The sequence below is a fragment of the Gracilibacillus ureilyticus genome, from assembly GCF_900111195.1.
Classification (GTDB): Bacteria; Bacillota; Bacilli; order Bacillales; family Amphibacillaceae; genus Gracilibacillus; species Gracilibacillus ureilyticus.
In genome coordinates, this window is the sequence record NZ_FOGL01000015.1 from 40,387 (window position 1) to 58,160 (window position 17,774).

Annotated in this window: 18 protein-coding genes; 16 read left to right on the top strand and 2 right to left on the bottom strand. The window is 35.3% G+C overall.

Annotated elements, in window-relative coordinates; translation table 11 throughout:
• Positions 1-107 precede the first annotated feature (107 nt).
• The 4 genes from BMW36_RS14125 to BMW36_RS14145 all read left to right on the top strand — a co-directional run bounded on the left by BMW36_RS14125 (position 108) and on the right by BMW36_RS14145 (position 1,667).
• Positions 108-533, top strand: coding sequence for a GNAT family N-acetyltransferase (locus BMW36_RS14125; protein ID WP_089742232.1), 426 nt, complete (start codon positions 108-110; stop codon positions 531-533).
• A 294-nt stretch (positions 534-827) separates the two neighbouring features.
• On the top strand, positions 828-1,136 hold the full coding sequence (locus tag BMW36_RS14135) for a hypothetical protein (protein WP_089742236.1): 309 nt from the start codon (positions 828-830) through the stop codon (positions 1,134-1,136).
• Positions 1,137-1,188: 52 nt separating this feature from the next.
• Positions 1,189-1,377 carry a DUF6366 family protein gene (locus BMW36_RS14140; protein WP_089742238.1) on the top strand — a complete coding sequence of 63 codons (189 nt, stop codon included), beginning with the start codon at positions 1,189-1,191 and terminating at the stop codon, positions 1,375-1,377.
• Between the two features lie 20 nt (positions 1,378-1,397).
• The gene (locus BMW36_RS14145; RefSeq protein WP_089742241.1) at positions 1,398-1,667 is read left to right on the top strand and encodes a DUF4190 domain-containing protein; all 270 of its coding nucleotides are present in this window, start codon (positions 1,398-1,400) and stop codon (positions 1,665-1,667) included.
• Between the two features lie 130 nt (positions 1,668-1,797).
• Here BMW36_RS14145 and BMW36_RS14150 read toward each other — a convergent pair whose 3' ends face one another.
• Positions 1,798-2,163 carry a winged helix-turn-helix transcriptional regulator gene (locus BMW36_RS14150; protein ID WP_089742243.1) on the bottom strand — a complete coding sequence of 122 codons (366 nt, stop codon included), beginning with the start codon at positions 2,161-2,163 and terminating at the stop codon, positions 1,798-1,800.
• A 153-nt stretch (positions 2,164-2,316) separates the two neighbouring features.
• On the opposite strand from BMW36_RS14150, the gene BMW36_RS14155 reads away from it, so the two are divergent.
• From BMW36_RS14155 to BMW36_RS14200, 8 genes are all read left to right on the top strand, one after another.
• On the top strand, positions 2,317-3,333 hold the full coding sequence (locus BMW36_RS14155) for a zinc-binding alcohol dehydrogenase family protein (RefSeq protein WP_089742245.1): 1,017 nt from the start codon (positions 2,317-2,319) through the stop codon (positions 3,331-3,333).
• A gap of 1,056 nt (positions 3,334-4,389) precedes the next feature.
• Complete coding sequence (locus tag BMW36_RS14170; RefSeq protein WP_089742250.1) at positions 4,390-5,205, top strand: hypothetical protein; 816 nt, start codon at positions 4,390-4,392, stop codon at positions 5,203-5,205.
• Positions 5,202-5,978 carry a hypothetical protein gene (locus BMW36_RS14175; protein WP_089742252.1) on the top strand — a complete coding sequence of 259 codons (777 nt, stop codon included), beginning with the start codon at positions 5,202-5,204 and terminating at the stop codon, positions 5,976-5,978. The genes BMW36_RS14170 and BMW36_RS14175 overlap by 4 nt, the downstream gene beginning before the upstream one ends.
• Positions 5,975-6,700, top strand: coding sequence for a hypothetical protein (locus BMW36_RS14180; RefSeq protein ID WP_089742254.1), 726 nt, complete (start codon positions 5,975-5,977; stop codon positions 6,698-6,700). Before BMW36_RS14175 ends, BMW36_RS14180 begins: the two co-directional genes overlap by 4 nt.
• A gap of 18 nt (positions 6,701-6,718) precedes the next feature.
• The gene (locus BMW36_RS14185; protein ID WP_089742256.1) at positions 6,719-7,378 is read left to right on the top strand and encodes an ABC transporter ATP-binding protein; all 660 of its coding nucleotides are present in this window, start codon (positions 6,719-6,721) and stop codon (positions 7,376-7,378) included.
• Positions 7,379-8,382: 1,004 nt separating this feature from the next.
• A complete protein-coding gene (locus tag BMW36_RS14190; protein ID WP_089742258.1) occupies positions 8,383-10,383 on the top strand; it encodes an acyltransferase family protein in 2,001 nt (666 codons plus the stop codon).
• A gap of 690 nt (positions 10,384-11,073) precedes the next feature.
• A complete protein-coding gene (locus tag BMW36_RS14195; protein WP_089742261.1) occupies positions 11,074-11,583 on the top strand; it encodes a YfiT family bacillithiol transferase in 510 nt (169 codons plus the stop codon).
• 276 nt (positions 11,584-11,859) lie between these two features.
• Positions 11,860-13,122 carry an aminopeptidase gene (locus tag BMW36_RS14200; RefSeq protein WP_245711694.1) on the top strand — a complete coding sequence of 421 codons (1,263 nt, stop codon included), beginning with the start codon at positions 11,860-11,862 and terminating at the stop codon, positions 13,120-13,122.
• Positions 13,123-14,016: 894 nt separating this feature from the next.
• Here BMW36_RS14200 and BMW36_RS14205 read toward each other — a convergent pair.
• Complete coding sequence (locus BMW36_RS14205; RefSeq protein ID WP_089742265.1) at positions 14,017-14,976, bottom strand: aldolase catalytic domain-containing protein; 960 nt, start codon at positions 14,974-14,976, stop codon at positions 14,017-14,019.
• Between the two features lie 606 nt (positions 14,977-15,582).
• On the opposite strand from BMW36_RS14205, the gene BMW36_RS14210 reads away from it, so the two are divergent.
• The 4 genes from BMW36_RS14210 (at position 15,583) to BMW36_RS14220 (ending at position 17,715) form a co-directional block, all read left to right on the top strand.
• The gene (locus BMW36_RS14210) at positions 15,583-16,005 is read left to right on the top strand and encodes a hypothetical protein (RefSeq protein WP_139180325.1); all 423 of its coding nucleotides are present in this window, start codon (positions 15,583-15,585) and stop codon (positions 16,003-16,005) included.
• Between the two features lie 280 nt (positions 16,006-16,285).
• The gene (locus BMW36_RS20415; protein ID WP_175480476.1) at positions 16,286-16,453 is read left to right on the top strand and encodes a hypothetical protein; all 168 of its coding nucleotides are present in this window, start codon (positions 16,286-16,288) and stop codon (positions 16,451-16,453) included.
• Positions 16,454-16,682: 229 nt separating this feature from the next.
• A complete protein-coding gene (locus BMW36_RS14215) occupies positions 16,683-17,192 on the top strand; it encodes a GNAT family N-acetyltransferase (RefSeq protein ID WP_089742269.1) in 510 nt (169 codons plus the stop codon).
• Positions 17,193-17,403: 211 nt separating this feature from the next.
• Positions 17,404-17,715, top strand: coding sequence for a DUF3221 domain-containing protein (locus BMW36_RS14220; RefSeq protein WP_089742271.1), 312 nt, complete (start codon positions 17,404-17,406; stop codon positions 17,713-17,715).
• Positions 17,716-17,774: the final 59 nt, after the last annotated feature.

The following is a 17,774-nucleotide window of genomic DNA, read 5'->3' on the forward strand; positions in this document are numbered from 1 at the left end:
GACGAAATCATAGGAAGCAAAGGAACAGATTTAGTCGTGAAGCGGTTTTCACAGAATAATAGATATCTATTTTAAAAATAAAAAATAAATTTGAATAGAGAGATGTTATGGGATTTCACATTGTCAATGAACTGGATAAGAAAGCTAAGCAATTTGTTAATGATGGCCTGTTTCAATATAATTTAAAACATTTTCCGGAAGATTTAGGCGGTAGATATGAAGATATCGGCTTATTTATTAAGGATGAACTGGGAGAAGTTTACGGAGGCTTAATTGGTGCAGTTTGCTGGAATTGGTTAGAGGTATATCAATTATTTATCGATGAGAAACTTAGAAACAAGGGATATGGCAACCAATTGTTATTGGAAATTGAACGCATTGCAAGAGAGAAAAGCTGCGATTTTATCAAGCTGGATACATTGAGCTTTCAGGCACTGGATTTTTACAAGAAACATGGTTATGAAGTGTTTGGAAGTATTGATAATGTGGGCAGAGAGCATACACATTATTACTTGAAAAAAGATTTAAAATAAAAATATCCAATATGATGTGAAGTCAAACAGGAAATTATGTTAGGATGGAAGAAAAAGGAGTGAGAGTTATTAATCAACAATACCATAACTCCGAGGAACCATTCAATGACGCAGTGGGCCACATGAAAAATCACCAGGGACTTTCTGCAAGATCTGGTGGCAAGCTGCCTCGGCCAATTAGGATTATTGGGTATATATTGTTTAGCGGCTTGGGTATTATTTTTATATTCGCAATGATTGTGAGTTTGATGTATAACTAGACGCGGACAAACAGATCTATCTTGGAGGAGTTATATGTTGGGAAAGATTTTTGCTTGGACTGGTGCGGCTTTCTTTCTGATTGCTATTGTTAGTATTCTGTTAAATTGGAGAATATACGGATCGGAACTTTTTGTTTTTTACGGGCTCGGTTTTACAGGGTTTATCCTTAGTGTAGCAGGCCGATTCTGGAAATTAGGTACAGATGGGCACCTAAGCTCTTTGTTTAAAAAAGTGGAAAGGCTTGGCTTTTACGGAAATATGATAATTACGATAGTCTTTTTCCCGCCGTTTTATATGATTTGGGGAACCTTTGTTAAGTGGCTAATGTTTTCTGCAGGCTGAAAGTGAAACGTTTCCAATGTTGATTCGTATATGAAATGTAAGGAGGGATATGATGGGTCCAGAGAAGGAATCTCCAGAAAACAGAAGAGAGAGAATGCGACAGGAAGAGTTAAAGCATCCCTCCAGCAGTGTGCATGGGAGCGGATTGCAAGACCTGGTTGGCGGGCTGGGGTGGAGAGGTACGTTAATCATTATTGTAATTATTATTCTAGCGTTTATTATTTATCAATTATTCAAATAAGTGGAAAAAGGGGTAAGTAAATGAATGAAACTACGAACAACTCTGTGACAAACGGGAAAGCAATTGCTTCCTTAATTTTGGGTATTATTTCCATTTTGATTATTATTTTTTCAGGGCTTGGAGCGATTGTAGGTATTGTTGGATTGATTATTGGTATATTTGGACTGCAGGAGATCCGCAATGGAAAAGACGGGGGAAGAAAAGTAGCAATTGCCGGGATTATATGCAGCATTATTGGCATCATACTACCGATAATTTTGATCATTATCTCAATTTTTATCTTCTTTTAAAATACCAATAAGGGGTTCTGCTAAGGCGGTTTAGGCATGGATGGTGGGATGCTTGATAAATTTTGCAGGAGTACTTTTGAAATCCATGCTCTCGGCAGCCTCAAGTTTTAAGTTTAGAAAAATACAATAATTAATTGATTGAGTTTTCTTGTTCTTTTTTATTAACCAATTTTTTATAATTCTCTCCCCATTCCTTCATTAAAAGAATGATTGGCTCAAGGGTTCTCCCAAACTCGGTCATCGAATATTCTACTTTTGGTGGAACTTCGGCATATACATAGCGTTGAATGATACCATCCTCTTCTAATTCCCTTAACTGGAGTGTCAACATCCGTTGGGTAACACCAGGCATTAATTTTCTCAGTTGGCTAAATCTCTTTTCTCCATCGATCAGATGAAATAATATAACACCTTTCCATTTCCCGCCTATCACATCGAGAGTGCCTTCAACCGGACATCCTTCCGGGCATCCATATCCGCTTTTTCTATTTCTCATTGATTAACACACCCCATTGCTTAAAAATTGTCATCATACTTATTATAAATAACACAATTGGTACTAAGTTACAAGAATGTGCCTACTTACCAAATTAACTGTTTCTTTTTATAATGAAGATGAAATTCAATTATATAGATGGAGGAGATGGAAATGAAGGCAATAGGATTGTACAAATACTTACCCATTGATCATGAGGAAAGTTTGATTGATGTGAATCTTGAAAAGCCTGTAGCTGAGAAAAGGGATTTGCTTGTAAAGATTAAGGCAATTTCTATAAACCCTGTGGATGTGAAAGTGCGCGCGCCGAAAGGTAAACAGGAAATAACACCAAAGATTCTCGGATGGGATGCTTGCGGAGTAGTGGAAGAAGCAGGGTCTGATTGTACCTTATTCAAGCCTGGTGATGAAGTTTATTATTCAGGAAGTATCACAAGACCTGGTACTTACAGTGAATACCATTTAGTTGATGAAAGAATTGTAGGGAAGAAGCCGAAATCACTATCTTTTGCAGAGGCAGCTGCAATGCCTTTAACTGCTATTACAGCATGGGAAGGACTATTTGATCGATTAGAAATTGAGTTCGATGAAAATGAAAATGAGAAGAAAACAATTCTTATTATTGGGGGAGCAGGTGGTGTTGGGTCAATAGCGATTCAATTAGCAAAACTAGCCGGCCTGACAGTCATTGCGACAGCTTCCAGAGAGGAAAGTGAAAGATGGGTGAAAGAACTAGGAGCAGATTCTGTAATCAATCATCATCATTCCTTTCTTCCGCAAATACAGAAATTTGGCTTTAGTCAGGTTGATTATATTTTCTGTCTTAATAACACGGATCAACATTGGGAGAGCATGGGTGAGGTGATTGCACCACAAGGGAAAATTTGCTCAATAGTAGAAAATCGTAAACCTCTCGATCTCAATGTATTAAAAAGTAAAAGTGTAACATTTGTATGGGAGTTCATGTTCACCCGTTCTATGTACCATACACCAGATATGATCAAACAGTATGAACTTTTAACAAAGCTTAGCCAGTTCATTGATGATGGGAAGGTTCGTACCACTTTAAAAGAATCCATCTCCCCGATTAATGCAGAGAACTTACGGAAAGCACATGCAATGGTGGAAACGGGAAAAATGATTGGGAAGGTTGTATTAGAGGATTTTTAGTTTTGTGACAATCCCAGGGAAATTGTAGTTTTTTAGGGTGAAAACGGCAGGGGAGAGACTGGTAGGATCATTTTCTTCCCTCTGAGAAATGGAACGACATATAAGTGGTACTCATAGTACTATTAAGCGTAAAATAATGTGCTTCCAGTACATGTTACAATAAGTTCACCAACTATAAAAAGCAGTCCTAATTTTATTCATGTAACTGATTACCCAGTAGAAGTTCCTATTAGTGCTGATCCCGTTCAAGTAGCTGAAGTCCTTCGTATAATTTCATAATTATGCTACATTCCCCCCACCTTTTTTTGCAGAACTCAACTATTTGTGTGAATATAAGGGTAACGAAGTATTAAAATACTACTGTATAATGGGGTGTAACACTATGACTGAAAGAATTGCAAGTATATTGTTATTATTAAAGGTACTTTTATTACTAGTTGCGGGATTCTTAACAATGGTAGTAGGTCCATTATTTTCATGGATTTTATACTTAGTCTTTTCAATTGTTTTTATCTTAACTATTGTATTGATTATTTATAATTTTAAAAATAATAATAAGTCCCTCTTTTTCATTGAAGTTATTTTCTTGTTCCTTATTACTTTCTATTTTCTTAGATATCTAGAAATTTTATAAAGGATGTGTTGTATTAACAACACATCCTTTATTTACTAACGTGTTATTGCTTCAGTGTGTGATAAATACTCATCGCCAGTATTTAAATCTTTAACATAGTAGCAAATAAAACCAGCAATGTGAGCATAATCTGCCCGAGAGTTCCATTTTGAACTTTTTGTTTGTATTCGCATAGTCGAAAGCGATACTTTTTTCAGTTCTTGCTTCGTCCAATGCAGATTTTGTAGGTTTGAATGCAGTAATGGCCCCATTTTGTCGCGCTTTCTCTCCTTTTATAAATCATCCCCCGCCACTTTAACCTTAAAATCACTTCTTATTAACTTTCATCACAAAAACTCCCAGGAAAAAGTTTACAAATATAACAAAAAACGATACCATTTATTTGTATAAACTTATCAGTCTATAAAAAAGGGTGAATGAGCATGCAAGGTTATTCTATCAAAAAGGAAATTCAATCAAAGCTGTCGATCAAAGTAATGCTTGGCTGGCTGTTATTAATTGCTATACATTTTACATATTTCTTCATCATTCAGGGAAGCTATCAATTTAGAGATAATCTGGATGTATTTACTTTTATGCTGGAAGGGGTCTTTCCATTAATTTTACCGCTCTTAGCTACTTTGATATATGCACCTTCTTTCGCAAATGAATTAAAGGATCGATTTATCATATACACGAGAACCCGAATAGAAATAAGTCGCCTTTTTTCTATTAAGTTCTGGACTAATTTCCTGCTGGTACTTTTTTCTGTATTCGGTTATATCATTGTTTTATTTATCTTCGCTCATTATGTTGTGCCAGCTTTTGATTTGGCTGAACATATGGACCCGGAAAGTTACGGTTTAAATGAAGAGACTATCATAGAAGATACTTATACTCGACACACCTTTACCCAATTACTGGAGTACGGTCTATGGACGTACGCTGTTCTATACAGTTTATGGCTGGGTTTAAATGCCGCATTATTTGCTACAATTGGATTCTTATGCCTTGCGCTTATTTCTAATCGATTTATTGCATTGTCAATACCTACATTAGTATATTTAATAGGATCCTATATTATTAGTTCTTTCCCTAGTACTAGAAATTATACTTTCACTAATTCTTTGTTTCCTTATGGATATATTCAGCAGCCGATATGGACAGCATTTGTCCCTTTTACCATTCTGGTTCTTTTATCTGTCATTATGTTAATTGTTATAAAGAAACGATTTTACAAATGGGATGCTTTCCAATGAATTATTGGCACAAACTGGTTGGCGAAATACTGACATGGAAATGGTTGTTCTTTATTAATTTTGCCTTTGTCTCCGGATGGATTAAGAGACAGGAATTGGGGGCGGGCGGTATTTCCATTCAGGTAGGCATGAATGCATGGGATGTTATATTGCCATTGTTTGGAGATCCTTTGTTTCATTTGTATTTTATTTTGCCTTTATGGCTTTTCCTGTCCTGCAGGAACGTAATGAATGACTGGGATTATACCGTACATATTCGTATAGGGAGTTACTGGAAATGGCTATTGTATACAACTGGAAATGCGAGTTCCATTATTGTTATCTTTATTCTTCTGTATAGCGTAATAAATTTTCTTGTTTCGGGATCGCTCCAATGGGAGATGGGGTGGAGTGAATACAGCCGAGAAGATGTGGGGTTTAATCGTATTGTTTATACCATGCAGCAGATGACTGGACAGCCATTAATTGCTTTTCTGTTGCAAATAATTGTTTATATATTGTTCCTGATAACTGTTTACTTCGTTATCGCGACATTTTATCTATTCATGCCAACTAACAAAACACTAGCTGTATTAGCGATTTGTATCTATTTATTTGCTCTTATTTCGTTCAAAGTTTTTACAATTGGATGGCTGCAAGTTACAACTTATATGTTTATTCATTATGCTTACCAGACTTTCAGTTCATTCGTGCCTGTAATTGGTATCCTAATGGGAGTAAACGCTTTATGTCTGGTAACCAGCTATTTTGCTAGAAAGAGAAATGAAATATGAGAAGGATTAAGGAAATTTACCAATATATATTTTATGGATTTTTAGTGTTCCTCCATATGATTACATTAGATCAAGTAGTTGCAACAGAGCAAAGTACAGTGTGGGACAAGCTTTATATTAATTTTTACGGGGTTTCTACTGGTGGGTTCTCTTTAAATTTCTACATCTACCTCTCAATTGTATTTCTCGGCTTTGCTTATTTTTATCAAAACAAATTGACAAAGATGCTTAATGAACGGATTTACTATTTACTAATTCGCGAGCGCTCCCTTTATCAATGGTTTTGGGCACACTTGAAGTATTCGTTAGCCGCTGTTTTCTTGCTTTTACTGGCTTTATTTGGATTAACCATAGGGATTGGCTGGTTGGAAGGGAAGACGTTTGACTTAGAGCTAACAATAGAATCATCGCTATCTGTACAAAAGTTACTTGTTCATTTTTTTCTGAATGGGTTTTTACAACTTGTTAACTATCTTCTGATTCTGTTTATTTTCACTTGGACTTTAAAACAAAGTGCGTATGTGCTTGCTGTTATTGGAGGGCTGTTGTTAATGGGGAGTTTGAAGATTGGCTACCTGCAATGGTTTCCATCCGGATTAAACAGTTTTGGTTTGCTGGAGACCTATCCTGCGTTAAGGATTACAGGTATTTTAGTTTGTTGGCTTTTAGTGGAGATCCTTATCATATTTTATTTATTTCGAAAAAGAGAAATAATATTCTAGTAAAGAGGAGTGGGTATGATGGCAATTATTGAAGTAAGTAACGTCACGAAGGCGTTTAAAGGACTGACCATATTCCAGGGGATACATGTACAATTTGAGAAGGGGAGGATTTACGGAATTGTCGGACCCAATGGCTCTGGAAAATCGGTATTATTTAAACTGATTTGTGGTTTTATTCGTCCGGACAGTGGGGAGGTACTGATCCACCCTGACTATCAGGAAAAAGGAGCAAATTTTCCTAAAAATATCGGGATAATTATTGACCGGCCTGGCTATCTAGACAATATAACTGGATTCGAGAATCTGAAAAGGTTAGCGATCATTCAAAATATCATATCTGATCAGGAAATTCGCCAGGCGTTGCAAACAGTTGGTTTAGATCCTGATGCGAAACAAAAAGTGAGAAATTACTCACTAGGTATGAAGCAGAAATTATCCCTTGCTCAGGCAATCATGGAAAATAAGGAAGTTCTTATACTGGATGAGCCGTTTAATGCGCTGGATCAAGACAGTGTTTCGAATATTCGTCAATTACTGCTGGATTTCAAGAGTCAGGGTAAGACTATCATTTTAACAAGCCACAATCAGGAAGATATTGATCTGTTGTGTGACGAAGTATACCGGATCAATCAGCAGAAATTGGAGAAAGTGGTGGAGTTAGTGGATTCTAGTAATTAGTATATTGAAAAAGTCATGAAGGTGGATGCTGTAAAATTTTGTCATAATCCTTGTTATAAAAGGATTATGACAATTTTTACGTGCGGTAAAGCAAAGGAAAGTCGAATTAATCATTGTTGCTACATTAAATTGTTTAAAGCCATAGCTTACATCATGTATTAAAACAATTCACACTGCCGCCAACAACAAACTTTCTTGGTCTTTCAGTTTTACAATTAGTAAGAAAAGAAAAATAGAAATTTGGGAAGATTTAATTAGTTTCATCTTCACCAACTGCGTCATATGTATTACCAAGATTCCAGCCGGGCTGCATGCTTTCTGCGTATTTTTCAATGTCGATATCTTCTGTCGTATCCTCTTCAGCAAATAACGATAAAGAATGAATGTGAGGAATAGAATGGCTAAACTGAAGACTTTTAAAAAAAATACTGTTTCAATAAATAAACCTCTTTATCATAGTAAGCGCTTAGATATATCATATAATTTTTCTGATAAATACCTAAAAATGCAGTGTTGTCTTCATGTTATTTTGAGAGGTTCACTATGAATATTCCTCTTGTTTCTATCTCAATAAGTCACCAATGTGATATTTATAGGGTGATGGTAGTATATCTGAAATTATGCTTTCAAATAGTTGTATTTATGTGTAAAATAGTGTTGGAAATTTACTTAAACACTATACAACAATTCATAAGGATATTTCCTTTTTAGTGAACAAGGGTGAGATTATGGCGATCCTTGGCCCGAATGGAAGGCACAAGGAGAAAAAGTAAAACTTAAGAGGAATTTTATCACTTAAGTAAAAGATCACCATATATCCAGTTGGTGTTTTAAGCAATATTTTGTTAAGCTTCAAGCTTAAAAGGAAATCCAGAGAGAGCAGGGAGTAGATTTCCTGTTAAAAGTGAATTAAAGCAGTTTTTATTAATAGGTATTGTTATAAAATATATATCCCCTCGCTCATGTTTATTAAGTATTTAAATAGTGTCAAATTGGAGGTATTTATGAACTCTTCTACGAAGATGAAAAGAAAATTCCGACCAGAAATTGAAGGATTACGCTCAGTAGCTGCCATACTTGTTGCTGTTTACCATATCTGGTTTGGGAATATTTCTGGTGGAGTCGATATATTCTTTGTTGTTTCTGGATTTTTAATCACCACATCTCTTTTAAACATGTATGAAAAAAAGGGAAAAGTCGACGGCATAGAATTTCTTCTCAGGTTAGGGAAGAGATTGTTTCCTGTAGCTTTTTCAGTATTGATCTTTGTTGTCATCTCTGGTTTTTATTTTTTACCCCAAACACAATGGGACGTGATTATAGAGGAAGTATGGGCTTCCATGTTATATATGGAGAATTGGCAACTAGCCAGTAATTCTGTCGATTATTTAGCGCAGAATAATGTCGTCAGCCCAGTACAGCACTTTTGGGCAATGGGAACACAATTCCAGTTCTATATTATTTGGACCATTGTATTAATAGCTTTATCAGTACTTGCTAAAAAGTCTGGAATTCCACTAAAAAAATTATTGTTCCCTACAATAATTGTTATGTTTCTATTATCTTTAAGCTATTCCATTTATATAACAGCTATCAATCAGCCTTGGGCTTACTTTGATACATTTGCCAGGGTTTGGGAATTTGCAACTGGAAGTATTCTTTCTCTAATCATAGTAAAAATTACTTTCAATAAAGTTACGAATTGGGTTATTGGTTGGCTGGGTTTGTTTGGTCTAATCAGTTGTGGTCTGATCTTACAAGTTGGAACCATGTTTCCCGGGTATGCTGCTCTGTGGCCTGTCATGGCAGCTGTCTTGATATTGGTAGCCGGTGAGAGTGGCGGGAGATTCGGAGTGCATCGGTTACTGAGTGCAAAGCCTCTAGTGAAATTTGGTAGTATATCTTACGGCTTTTATTTGTGGCATTGGCCTCTCTTAGTTATCTATTACAATATCTTTGATAGTGAGAGTATTCCGGTTTTTCATGGATTATTAATTATGGTATTGGCAGCAATCAGTTCATTTTTAACTACGATTTTATTTGAAAAACCAATTAGAAAGAAGAAAATAAATTCCAAAGCAAAACTGGCATTAATATTATTTGTGATTGCATTTCCCGTAATCATACTTACAGGATCTTGGACATGGTACTTGAAAGATATTCAATCTGAAGCTGTTAAAGTGGAAATAAGTAACACCGATCATCCGGGAGCATATGTGATGGTATCAGATGTAGAGTTTCATTCAGATGAACCCTTTATACCGAAAACTGCAAATGCAAAGTATGATTTTCCGGAGAGTTATAAAGACGGATGCCATCAGGAAATGGAAAAGTCAGAAGTCATCATGTGCGAATATGGTGAAGTGGATACTCCTGATTATACAATTGCCTTAGTTGGCGGTTCTCATAGTGCTCATTGGTTAGCTCCCCTTGAAAATTACGCTAATGAGAATAATATAAAGATACTAAACTATACGAGAAGCGCATGCCGGTTCTCGAGTGAATCTTATTTATTGACAACTAAACTCGATCAACAGACATGCGCAGAGTGGAATGATGGAGTAATGAAAGAATTAATCGCTAAAGAGCCGGACTTGGTTTTTACCACTGCTGATGCTACGGAATGGAAGGGAATACCAAAAGGTTATGTCGATCAATGGGAAACGTTAGATGATAATGATATCAATATTTTTGCTATTAAAGATAATCCTAGAGCGGATTTTGACATTCCGACATGTGTCGAAAAAAATGGTGTGAACGCAAATGAGTGTGAATTAAAAAATGATCTGGAGGATTTAACTAAAAACATTAAAAAACTTGATATAGATAATATTTATTATGCTGATTTAACGGGCAAATTCTGCGAGAAAGAAATCTGCAAACCTGTTATAGGGAATGTACTAGTATATCAGGATGATTCTCATTTAACAAAAACGTATGCGGAAACATTAACACCATTTTTAGGAGAAGAACTAACAAGAGCTCTGAATCATTTTTACAGGTAACGCCCTGTGGGAAATGGCTGACGAGAAATGAGACTTGAAAGAAGGGTTTTATGAGTTATGAAAAAACGGCTGAACAAATGACACAATATCACTTTTCGACACGATAAAGATGTATCCCTGCGTATTACAAGGGCTTTTCGGAATATGCGGATATTTCACATATATCAAATAACTGTGTTTATGAGATGATTATATTTATGATCTGGTATAGACTTGTAGAGTGGTATATGGACGGAGTGGAGAGAGAAATCTTCAAGAAGCCGATGATGAAAGAACGCACAACATCCGTACTCTGCAAAAAATCTATGAGCTGAGGAATTAACAATGATTGATAACTTTTGATATTTATTACAGAAAGTCCGAGCTATAGTAGCAAAGCAACAAATTTTTCACAGATGGGTTTAAAGTAGCGACTAGAAAGATAATATGTTCTTCGAATGTATGTTCACCTGCTATGATTGTAACTGTGAGAAACCTCGGGAATGGTAGCTCTTATTTCGTATTATGACTGAAGAAGAAACAAAATTAATAAAAACTACTGCGCGGTACAAATATGATTGCCTTATTTGCTGGAATTGACATATTCAGCAATTATTCCACTTATTTGAATAATCTTTTTCCTGACGATGTTGTTTGAAGAAGTGATATAATTAAACATTAATGCTAATATAAGGGAAAAGGGGATTGAAAATGGATGTAAGATACCCAATTGGGAAACTAGAAGTTCCTGATAAAGTAACATTAGAAAATATTCAAGAATGGCTAAAAGAAATCGAAACTTACACGATTCGATTAAGAGAAACTGTCGACTCTCTTAGTGATGAGGAATTAAGCAGCACGTATCGAGAAGGAAGCTGGTCAGTTCGTCAACTTGTTCATCACATTGCAGATTCTCAGTTGAATATGTATCAACGTGTGAAGCTCGCTTTAACAGATGAGAATCCAACAGTGCCTGAATTCGATGAAGAAAAGTGGGCTATTCAACCGGATACAAAGCTTCCTGTAGAAAGTTCGATTAAAATGTTAGAAGGTATAAATGAGCGCATTGTATCTTTAGGAAATAGTTTAACAGAAGAACAATTAGATCGGTCTTTTACTCACCAGATAAACGGTAGGATAACAGTTGCAACGAAAATAGCAAAATTATCCTGGCACGAAGAGCATCACTTAGCACAAATAAAAATTGCATTATCAAAATAATAGAATAATAATAACAAAAGTTGTATATAAAAAATTGTGGCGTATCTACAGGAAGCAGATACGCTTTTTCACATTTTGACCAGTAATGTGGAATTTCGTGCGGAATAGCCCAATATTGTTCATAAAGTATTTTCAAAATTAATGGAGATAAGAACAAATACTCTGTATCATCCGATTTGATTGTGAACATGTTGAAAATTAACCGGGAATGTTAGTTTATAGGTCAGGATTTTGTAGTAAAATTATACAAGATCATCACAGGGGAGACAGCAAATCATGAAAGAAATATATGAATATATAAGTGAATCACAGTTAAGAAAGTATGCAGAACTTGCTGTGAGAGCTGGTGTAAATCTGCAAAAAGACCAATTATTGATTATTCATAGTGATATACAAAATGCTGCCTTTGCACGTCTAATCCAAACAGTAGCCTACGAGGCAGGAGCTTCAAATGTATTTATAGATTGGACAGATGAACAGTCTGCCAAAGAATTTTACTTACATGCAGCAGATAGTGTCATCGATCACTTTCCTGATTGGCAGGCTGCCCGTTTTAAGGAGTGGGACGATGCAGGTGCTGCTTACATCCATATTATTTCTGAAAACTTAGATGTTTTTAAGGAGGTTTCCACAGAAAGGATAAGTCGTTTCCAAAAAGCAAACCGTACCAAATTGAGGGATTATCATGCGAAAATCAGATCCCATGAGGTGCGCTGGTGTCTTCTGACTGTTCCGTACGTTGCATGGGCAATGAAAGTATTTCCCAACCTAAGTAAAGAAGAAGCTGTTCAATCATTATGGAAGTTAATTCTAAAAGGGTGTCGGGCAGATGGGGAAAATCCTGTAAAAGATTGGAAGAGTCACAATAGAGCCTTCGAGTCTCGAAAAAAATTCCTGAATGAGAGCCAATTTGAATCCCTCCATTTTACAAATAGCTGTGGAACAGATTTATTCGTTGGTCTACCTGAAAATCATCTCTATATCGGTGGGGGTGTCAAAGATAAAAATGGAGTACCTTTCTTTCCGAACATACCTACAGAAGAAATATTCACAGCTCCCCATAAAAATAAGGTGAATGGAAAATTGATAGGTACGAAACCTCTGATCTATGGGGGAAGTGTCATCGATGATTTTTACCTGATTTTTAAAGATGGACGGATTACGGACTATTATGCCGCAAAGGGACAGGAAGTGTTACAAAATCTAATCGAAATAGACGAAGGTTCCCATTATCTAGGTGAAATTGCCTTGGTTTCTAATAAATCTCCGCTTGCTCAGACAAATACTCTTTTTTACAATACCTTGTTTGATGAAAATACAGCCTGTCATATTGGAATCGGAAATGCTTCTCCTTCTAATCTTCAAAATGGCAGTGACCAATCTGAGGAAGAGCTGAAGGTAGCGTGTCTCAATACTTCACTATTGTTAGTCAATGTGACATTTGGCAGCGAAGACATGAAAGTAACGGGCATTAAAGAAGGTGGAGCTGATGTTCTGCTCCCCAATGGTGCACACATGGTGCACAGAAATTTAATTTAGTTTTTTGTAACACTAGAAAGTAGCCAATTGTTCCATAAATTCTTTACAGTATTTTTTATTTAAGTGAATCAGTTTATTTTTCAAAAATATTTGGTATAATAGAAGTATGATCTTCATAAGTTAAAAAGACTGAAAGATGCTGTAACATCTTCCAGTCCTACAATAGATTGCCTATTGAGTGGCAGTCACTAAATGGTTTTTAGCTTGTGCCACCTTAATTAAGTTTATTACTTAATTTGGGTGGTCTTTACTTATTACTGTCTTTTAAAATAATACTACAAGACTAGCGAAGCTAATCATGAGTACTAAACTCTCAAAAAACAGTCATAAGCGTCACCCCCTTTCATCCTCAAAGGAGGGAGTGACTACCACCCTATAAACTCTCTATTGCTATCTCTTATTATATCATTTTCCAATAAGTTATCCCATGGAAAATGAGGCAGCTCTAGGAGTCTACATGCCCGATATACTTAAATAAATACGGGGGCGTTCTCGTTCTTCATTCAAACTGTCCCCAGAGGAAATTTAGACAGTAAAAGCAAGAGGATGATTAAAGATAAATTTTTTTATGGTTATCTTATGGAATAACGTCAGAAACCAGACTTCCCACGGGATAGTCTGCATCAGGAAACCGACGGGAAAACTTGACAGCTTTCAGATTGACAACCTTTTTATGATGATATTTTTGATAACCCTTTACATGAATGGGAACCGTATTTGTATCCATTCATACAGAAAACAGTAATAGCAAGAATTCAATTGGGAATGAAACGCTAGATCCGTCCGCATGGGCAGAGATTTGGGAGTAATGATCCGTGAGCATACCTGGTCCAACTTTTCTGTAAATAGAATCAAAACAGGACAATAAGCTAGTTGCTCATTGTCCTGTTGTCTTTATTTTTCTGTAGGCATTGTCTCTACAGATGTAAACTGATCATAAAATTTACGGTATTCATCCTTGTTTTCTGATTTTCTAAGTGCCATGGCTGTTCTTGGATGCTCGTTAAGTAAACCAGTAATCGTATAAGGAATGAGGTAACCCCATTCTACTTCTTCCCTAAGTGGGATAAACAATTTTTCTAATACATCTAAAACAGGAGCGATATCATATTGCGGATCATCTAAGTAGCCAAGTACTAATTCAGTTGGGCAATTACCAGCAGCACGTCCCATCCCATACACGGAGCTGTCTAAAAATTGAACGCCGTTTTCAGCAGCTAAGACAGTATTGGAAAATGCTAATTGCAGGTTATTGTGCGCATGGATTCCTAATTTTTTCTTAGGGGCATGCATTTTGAATTTTTCCACCAAGTATTTAATGTCACGGTTATACAAGCTGCCAAAAGAATCGACTACATAAATAATATCAACGTTACTTTCATTTAATTTTTCTAAGGCTTCAATAAGATCAGGCTCTAACGCATTAGATACTGCCATGATATTCACGCTTGTTTCATACCCCATAGAATGAAATTTTTCTACTAACGCAATTGCTTTATTGACATCCTTTAGATAACAAGCCACCCTTATTAAATCAATATGACTTTCTTCACAAGGTAAGATGTCATCTTCATCGACACGGCCAATATCCACAATTGCTGATAGCTTTGTAAAATTTTTTTCTGGAATCGTCTCTTTTAATAATTTTTCATCACAGAATCTCCATGGTCCGACACCTTCACTTGGAAGGAGCTTCGGTGAGTTTTTATAGCCGATTTCCATATAATCCACGCCTGCTTTGCTTAAAGAAGCATAAAGCTCCCGCACAAATTCCACACTAAAATCCCAATTATTAACCAATCCACCATCTCTTATTGTACAATCTAACATACTTGCTCCATTACTTTTTACCATCATTTATCCCTCCAAAGATTTAATTGCAACACTTAGTGGAATCACCAAAAAAATAAAAAACATGTAGTGAAGAAGATGATCTACCTACATGTTTTCATGAGAAAAAACTTTCCTATTTACGATAAATTTATCAGTAATAGCAAAGTTTTAGTTATAGTAATAATAAAAAAATGAAATGTTTCTGTGGCTTGAAGTTGTTTTCATCGAAATCAATCCTTTAAAAATATTAAGAATACTATAGCAAAGTTATCAACAATAAACAATAGTTTTATTGGGATTTAAATGAAGCCTGTGTATTGGGAGGGGTATTTGGTTTATTGGGAATTGTGTCTTTAATCGTTAACGGCATTGTGTTAATAATTGGTCTTTTAATCTTTATTGGTATTTTGAGTGCGGAATTATATATGGAAGTTTTATTAAGCTAACGGTTAGCAAGAGTTACAGAAGCCAAAAATCGAATATGATTGTCCTTCTTTTTTTAATGATTTCTTTTGGAATATTATGTTAGCATAGAGTTAATAAAGAAACGTGGCAGTGATGTGGAAGATGTAACTTTAATTTATCAGCTCGTTAAATAGATAAGAGGCAATTATGTGCTAAAAAATATTGTTTTATGTAATGATTAATTCTATACTCGTTGATTGCAGTAAACACGATATTGTAGAAGACACAATAACAGCTCCCGATATTACTTTAGAAGATGTTAAAAAAGTTATAACAGAGCGAGGGTTAGAATTGGAAGAAGCTGATTTACCTAGTGGAAATGTATTTATTCAAGTATTGAATGGTGTTTCAGCAGAAGCTTATTTTATTGAAGGATCTACACTATCTATTTATATCTTTTCCACTGATGATGGAAGTGAAAAAGGAAAGATTGATTTTGAAGAAAAAACTGTTGCTGCTTCGTTAGAACCATATAAAACTTTTACTGGTCAAAACGTGTTAATCTTTTATGTAGAAGGTAGCGAAGAAAACAATAATAAATTGGCAAATGCATTCAATATGCTAAATGAAGTTACAAAAAAGTAATGATGTTTTAATAAGAATTTTTTTATAAAGGGGGTTACTTTCTTGAAGAAGAAAACAATTATTTTTATAACACTATTTTTTTTTGGGGTAGGAATTTTCTTAACCTATAACCAAATGAAGCATACATCTTATGAAAATGTAATATCAGAAGATTGATGAATCTGAGGAGATTAAGGAGATTACCATTGAAAATAAAAAAAATAATACAGAGGTAACTATAAAAGATAAACAATTACTTCAAAAGATAACAAATAATCCAAACGAGATGGAATTAAAAAAAATGAATGATATCCCCTCTATCGAGTATCTTATTACCATTCATACAAATAATAGAAATTATGATATCGGGTTAGGGGAAAAAGGTATTCATTTTGGTTATGCAGGTAGTTATTCGATTGTCAGTGATAATATACTCTATCAAGATGTAAGTCACGCACAATTTGAATAAGACATTTACTGCTTATTTCACTAACGGATGGCTTTAGTGGTATAAGGAGTTGTTCATTTGGCAACTCTTATTGCTTATTAAAGTAACGTGGCAGATTACTTGAAGAAGGAATCTAAATAATCGGTATCGAATTATATTATAAATTTCATAAGGAGATAACAAACAATGAGTTCGATACCGTTCACTTTGATAGATTATTTATATAATGTACGAAAGGCTGGAATAAATCATGGCAAAAAAAGAAGCACCGAAAATTCAAACAGAACGATTGGTTTTACGTCCGAGAGCGGAAAAAGACATTCCCAATATGCTTAGAATGTTTAACAATGATGAAGTAAGAGAATTTCTTGGAATTAATCCCCCTCGTGATGAACACTCAATGTTAGAAATGGTTAGGAATCGTACTGAAACAAAATGGACTGTCGCATTAAAAGATACTGATGAATTCATAGGTGATGTAATGATTCCAGTAATAGCAGAAGGTTATCTTGGCGAAATTGGTTATCGCTTCATGAGGGAGCATTGGGGAGGCGGTTTTGCGTATGAAGCGGTTTCTGCGGTCATTGAGCATAGTAAAAGCACATTAAATCTTAAACGCCTATCTGCTACAATAGACAATAAAAATATGAAGTCAAAAAAGTTAATTGAAAAACTCGGATTTACTTTGGTAGCGGTGTTGCCTGAATCGCATTTACACGGCAGAGTTGCCGATGTAGCTTACTATTCTCGAATAGTATAAGCATTTTTACTCTCTCTTGAGAAAAATGAACAAACTGGTGAGTGATTAAACAACTAATAATAGATGGTGAATTTAATAGAGTATTTAGTCGTTGTGAATAATAGGCTTATTCCACTAAAGGGAGCTTTAGCTGAACAAGGAATTGTCGATTTGGCACCTCCTATTGCTTATTAAAGTAAAGTGGCAGGATTGTTTAACAAAGGAGGGTATTATGCAGTCTAAAATTTTACTGAGTATAATTTCTTTAATGGTTTTATTATTTGTTATTGGTTATTCATCTGATAAGGAAACATTGAACATTGAAGGAGTTACTGGAGAAATTTTAGAAATCGATGATGACTCATTTTTAATTCAAGGTAAAGGTTTTAATGTGGACCTAAAATATACGAGCGAAACAATCTTTAAAGGAAAAAACCGTAATGAACTAGATATTGGTGACAGAGTGAAAACTTGGTATAGTAGCGAACCTCTTGACTCTAATCCAATGCAGGCAACAGCTTCAAAAATAGAATTTATTAAATAGACAGTATTGCACTAACGGTGGCGTTAGTTGAACAAGGGACTGTTAATCTCACAGCTCCT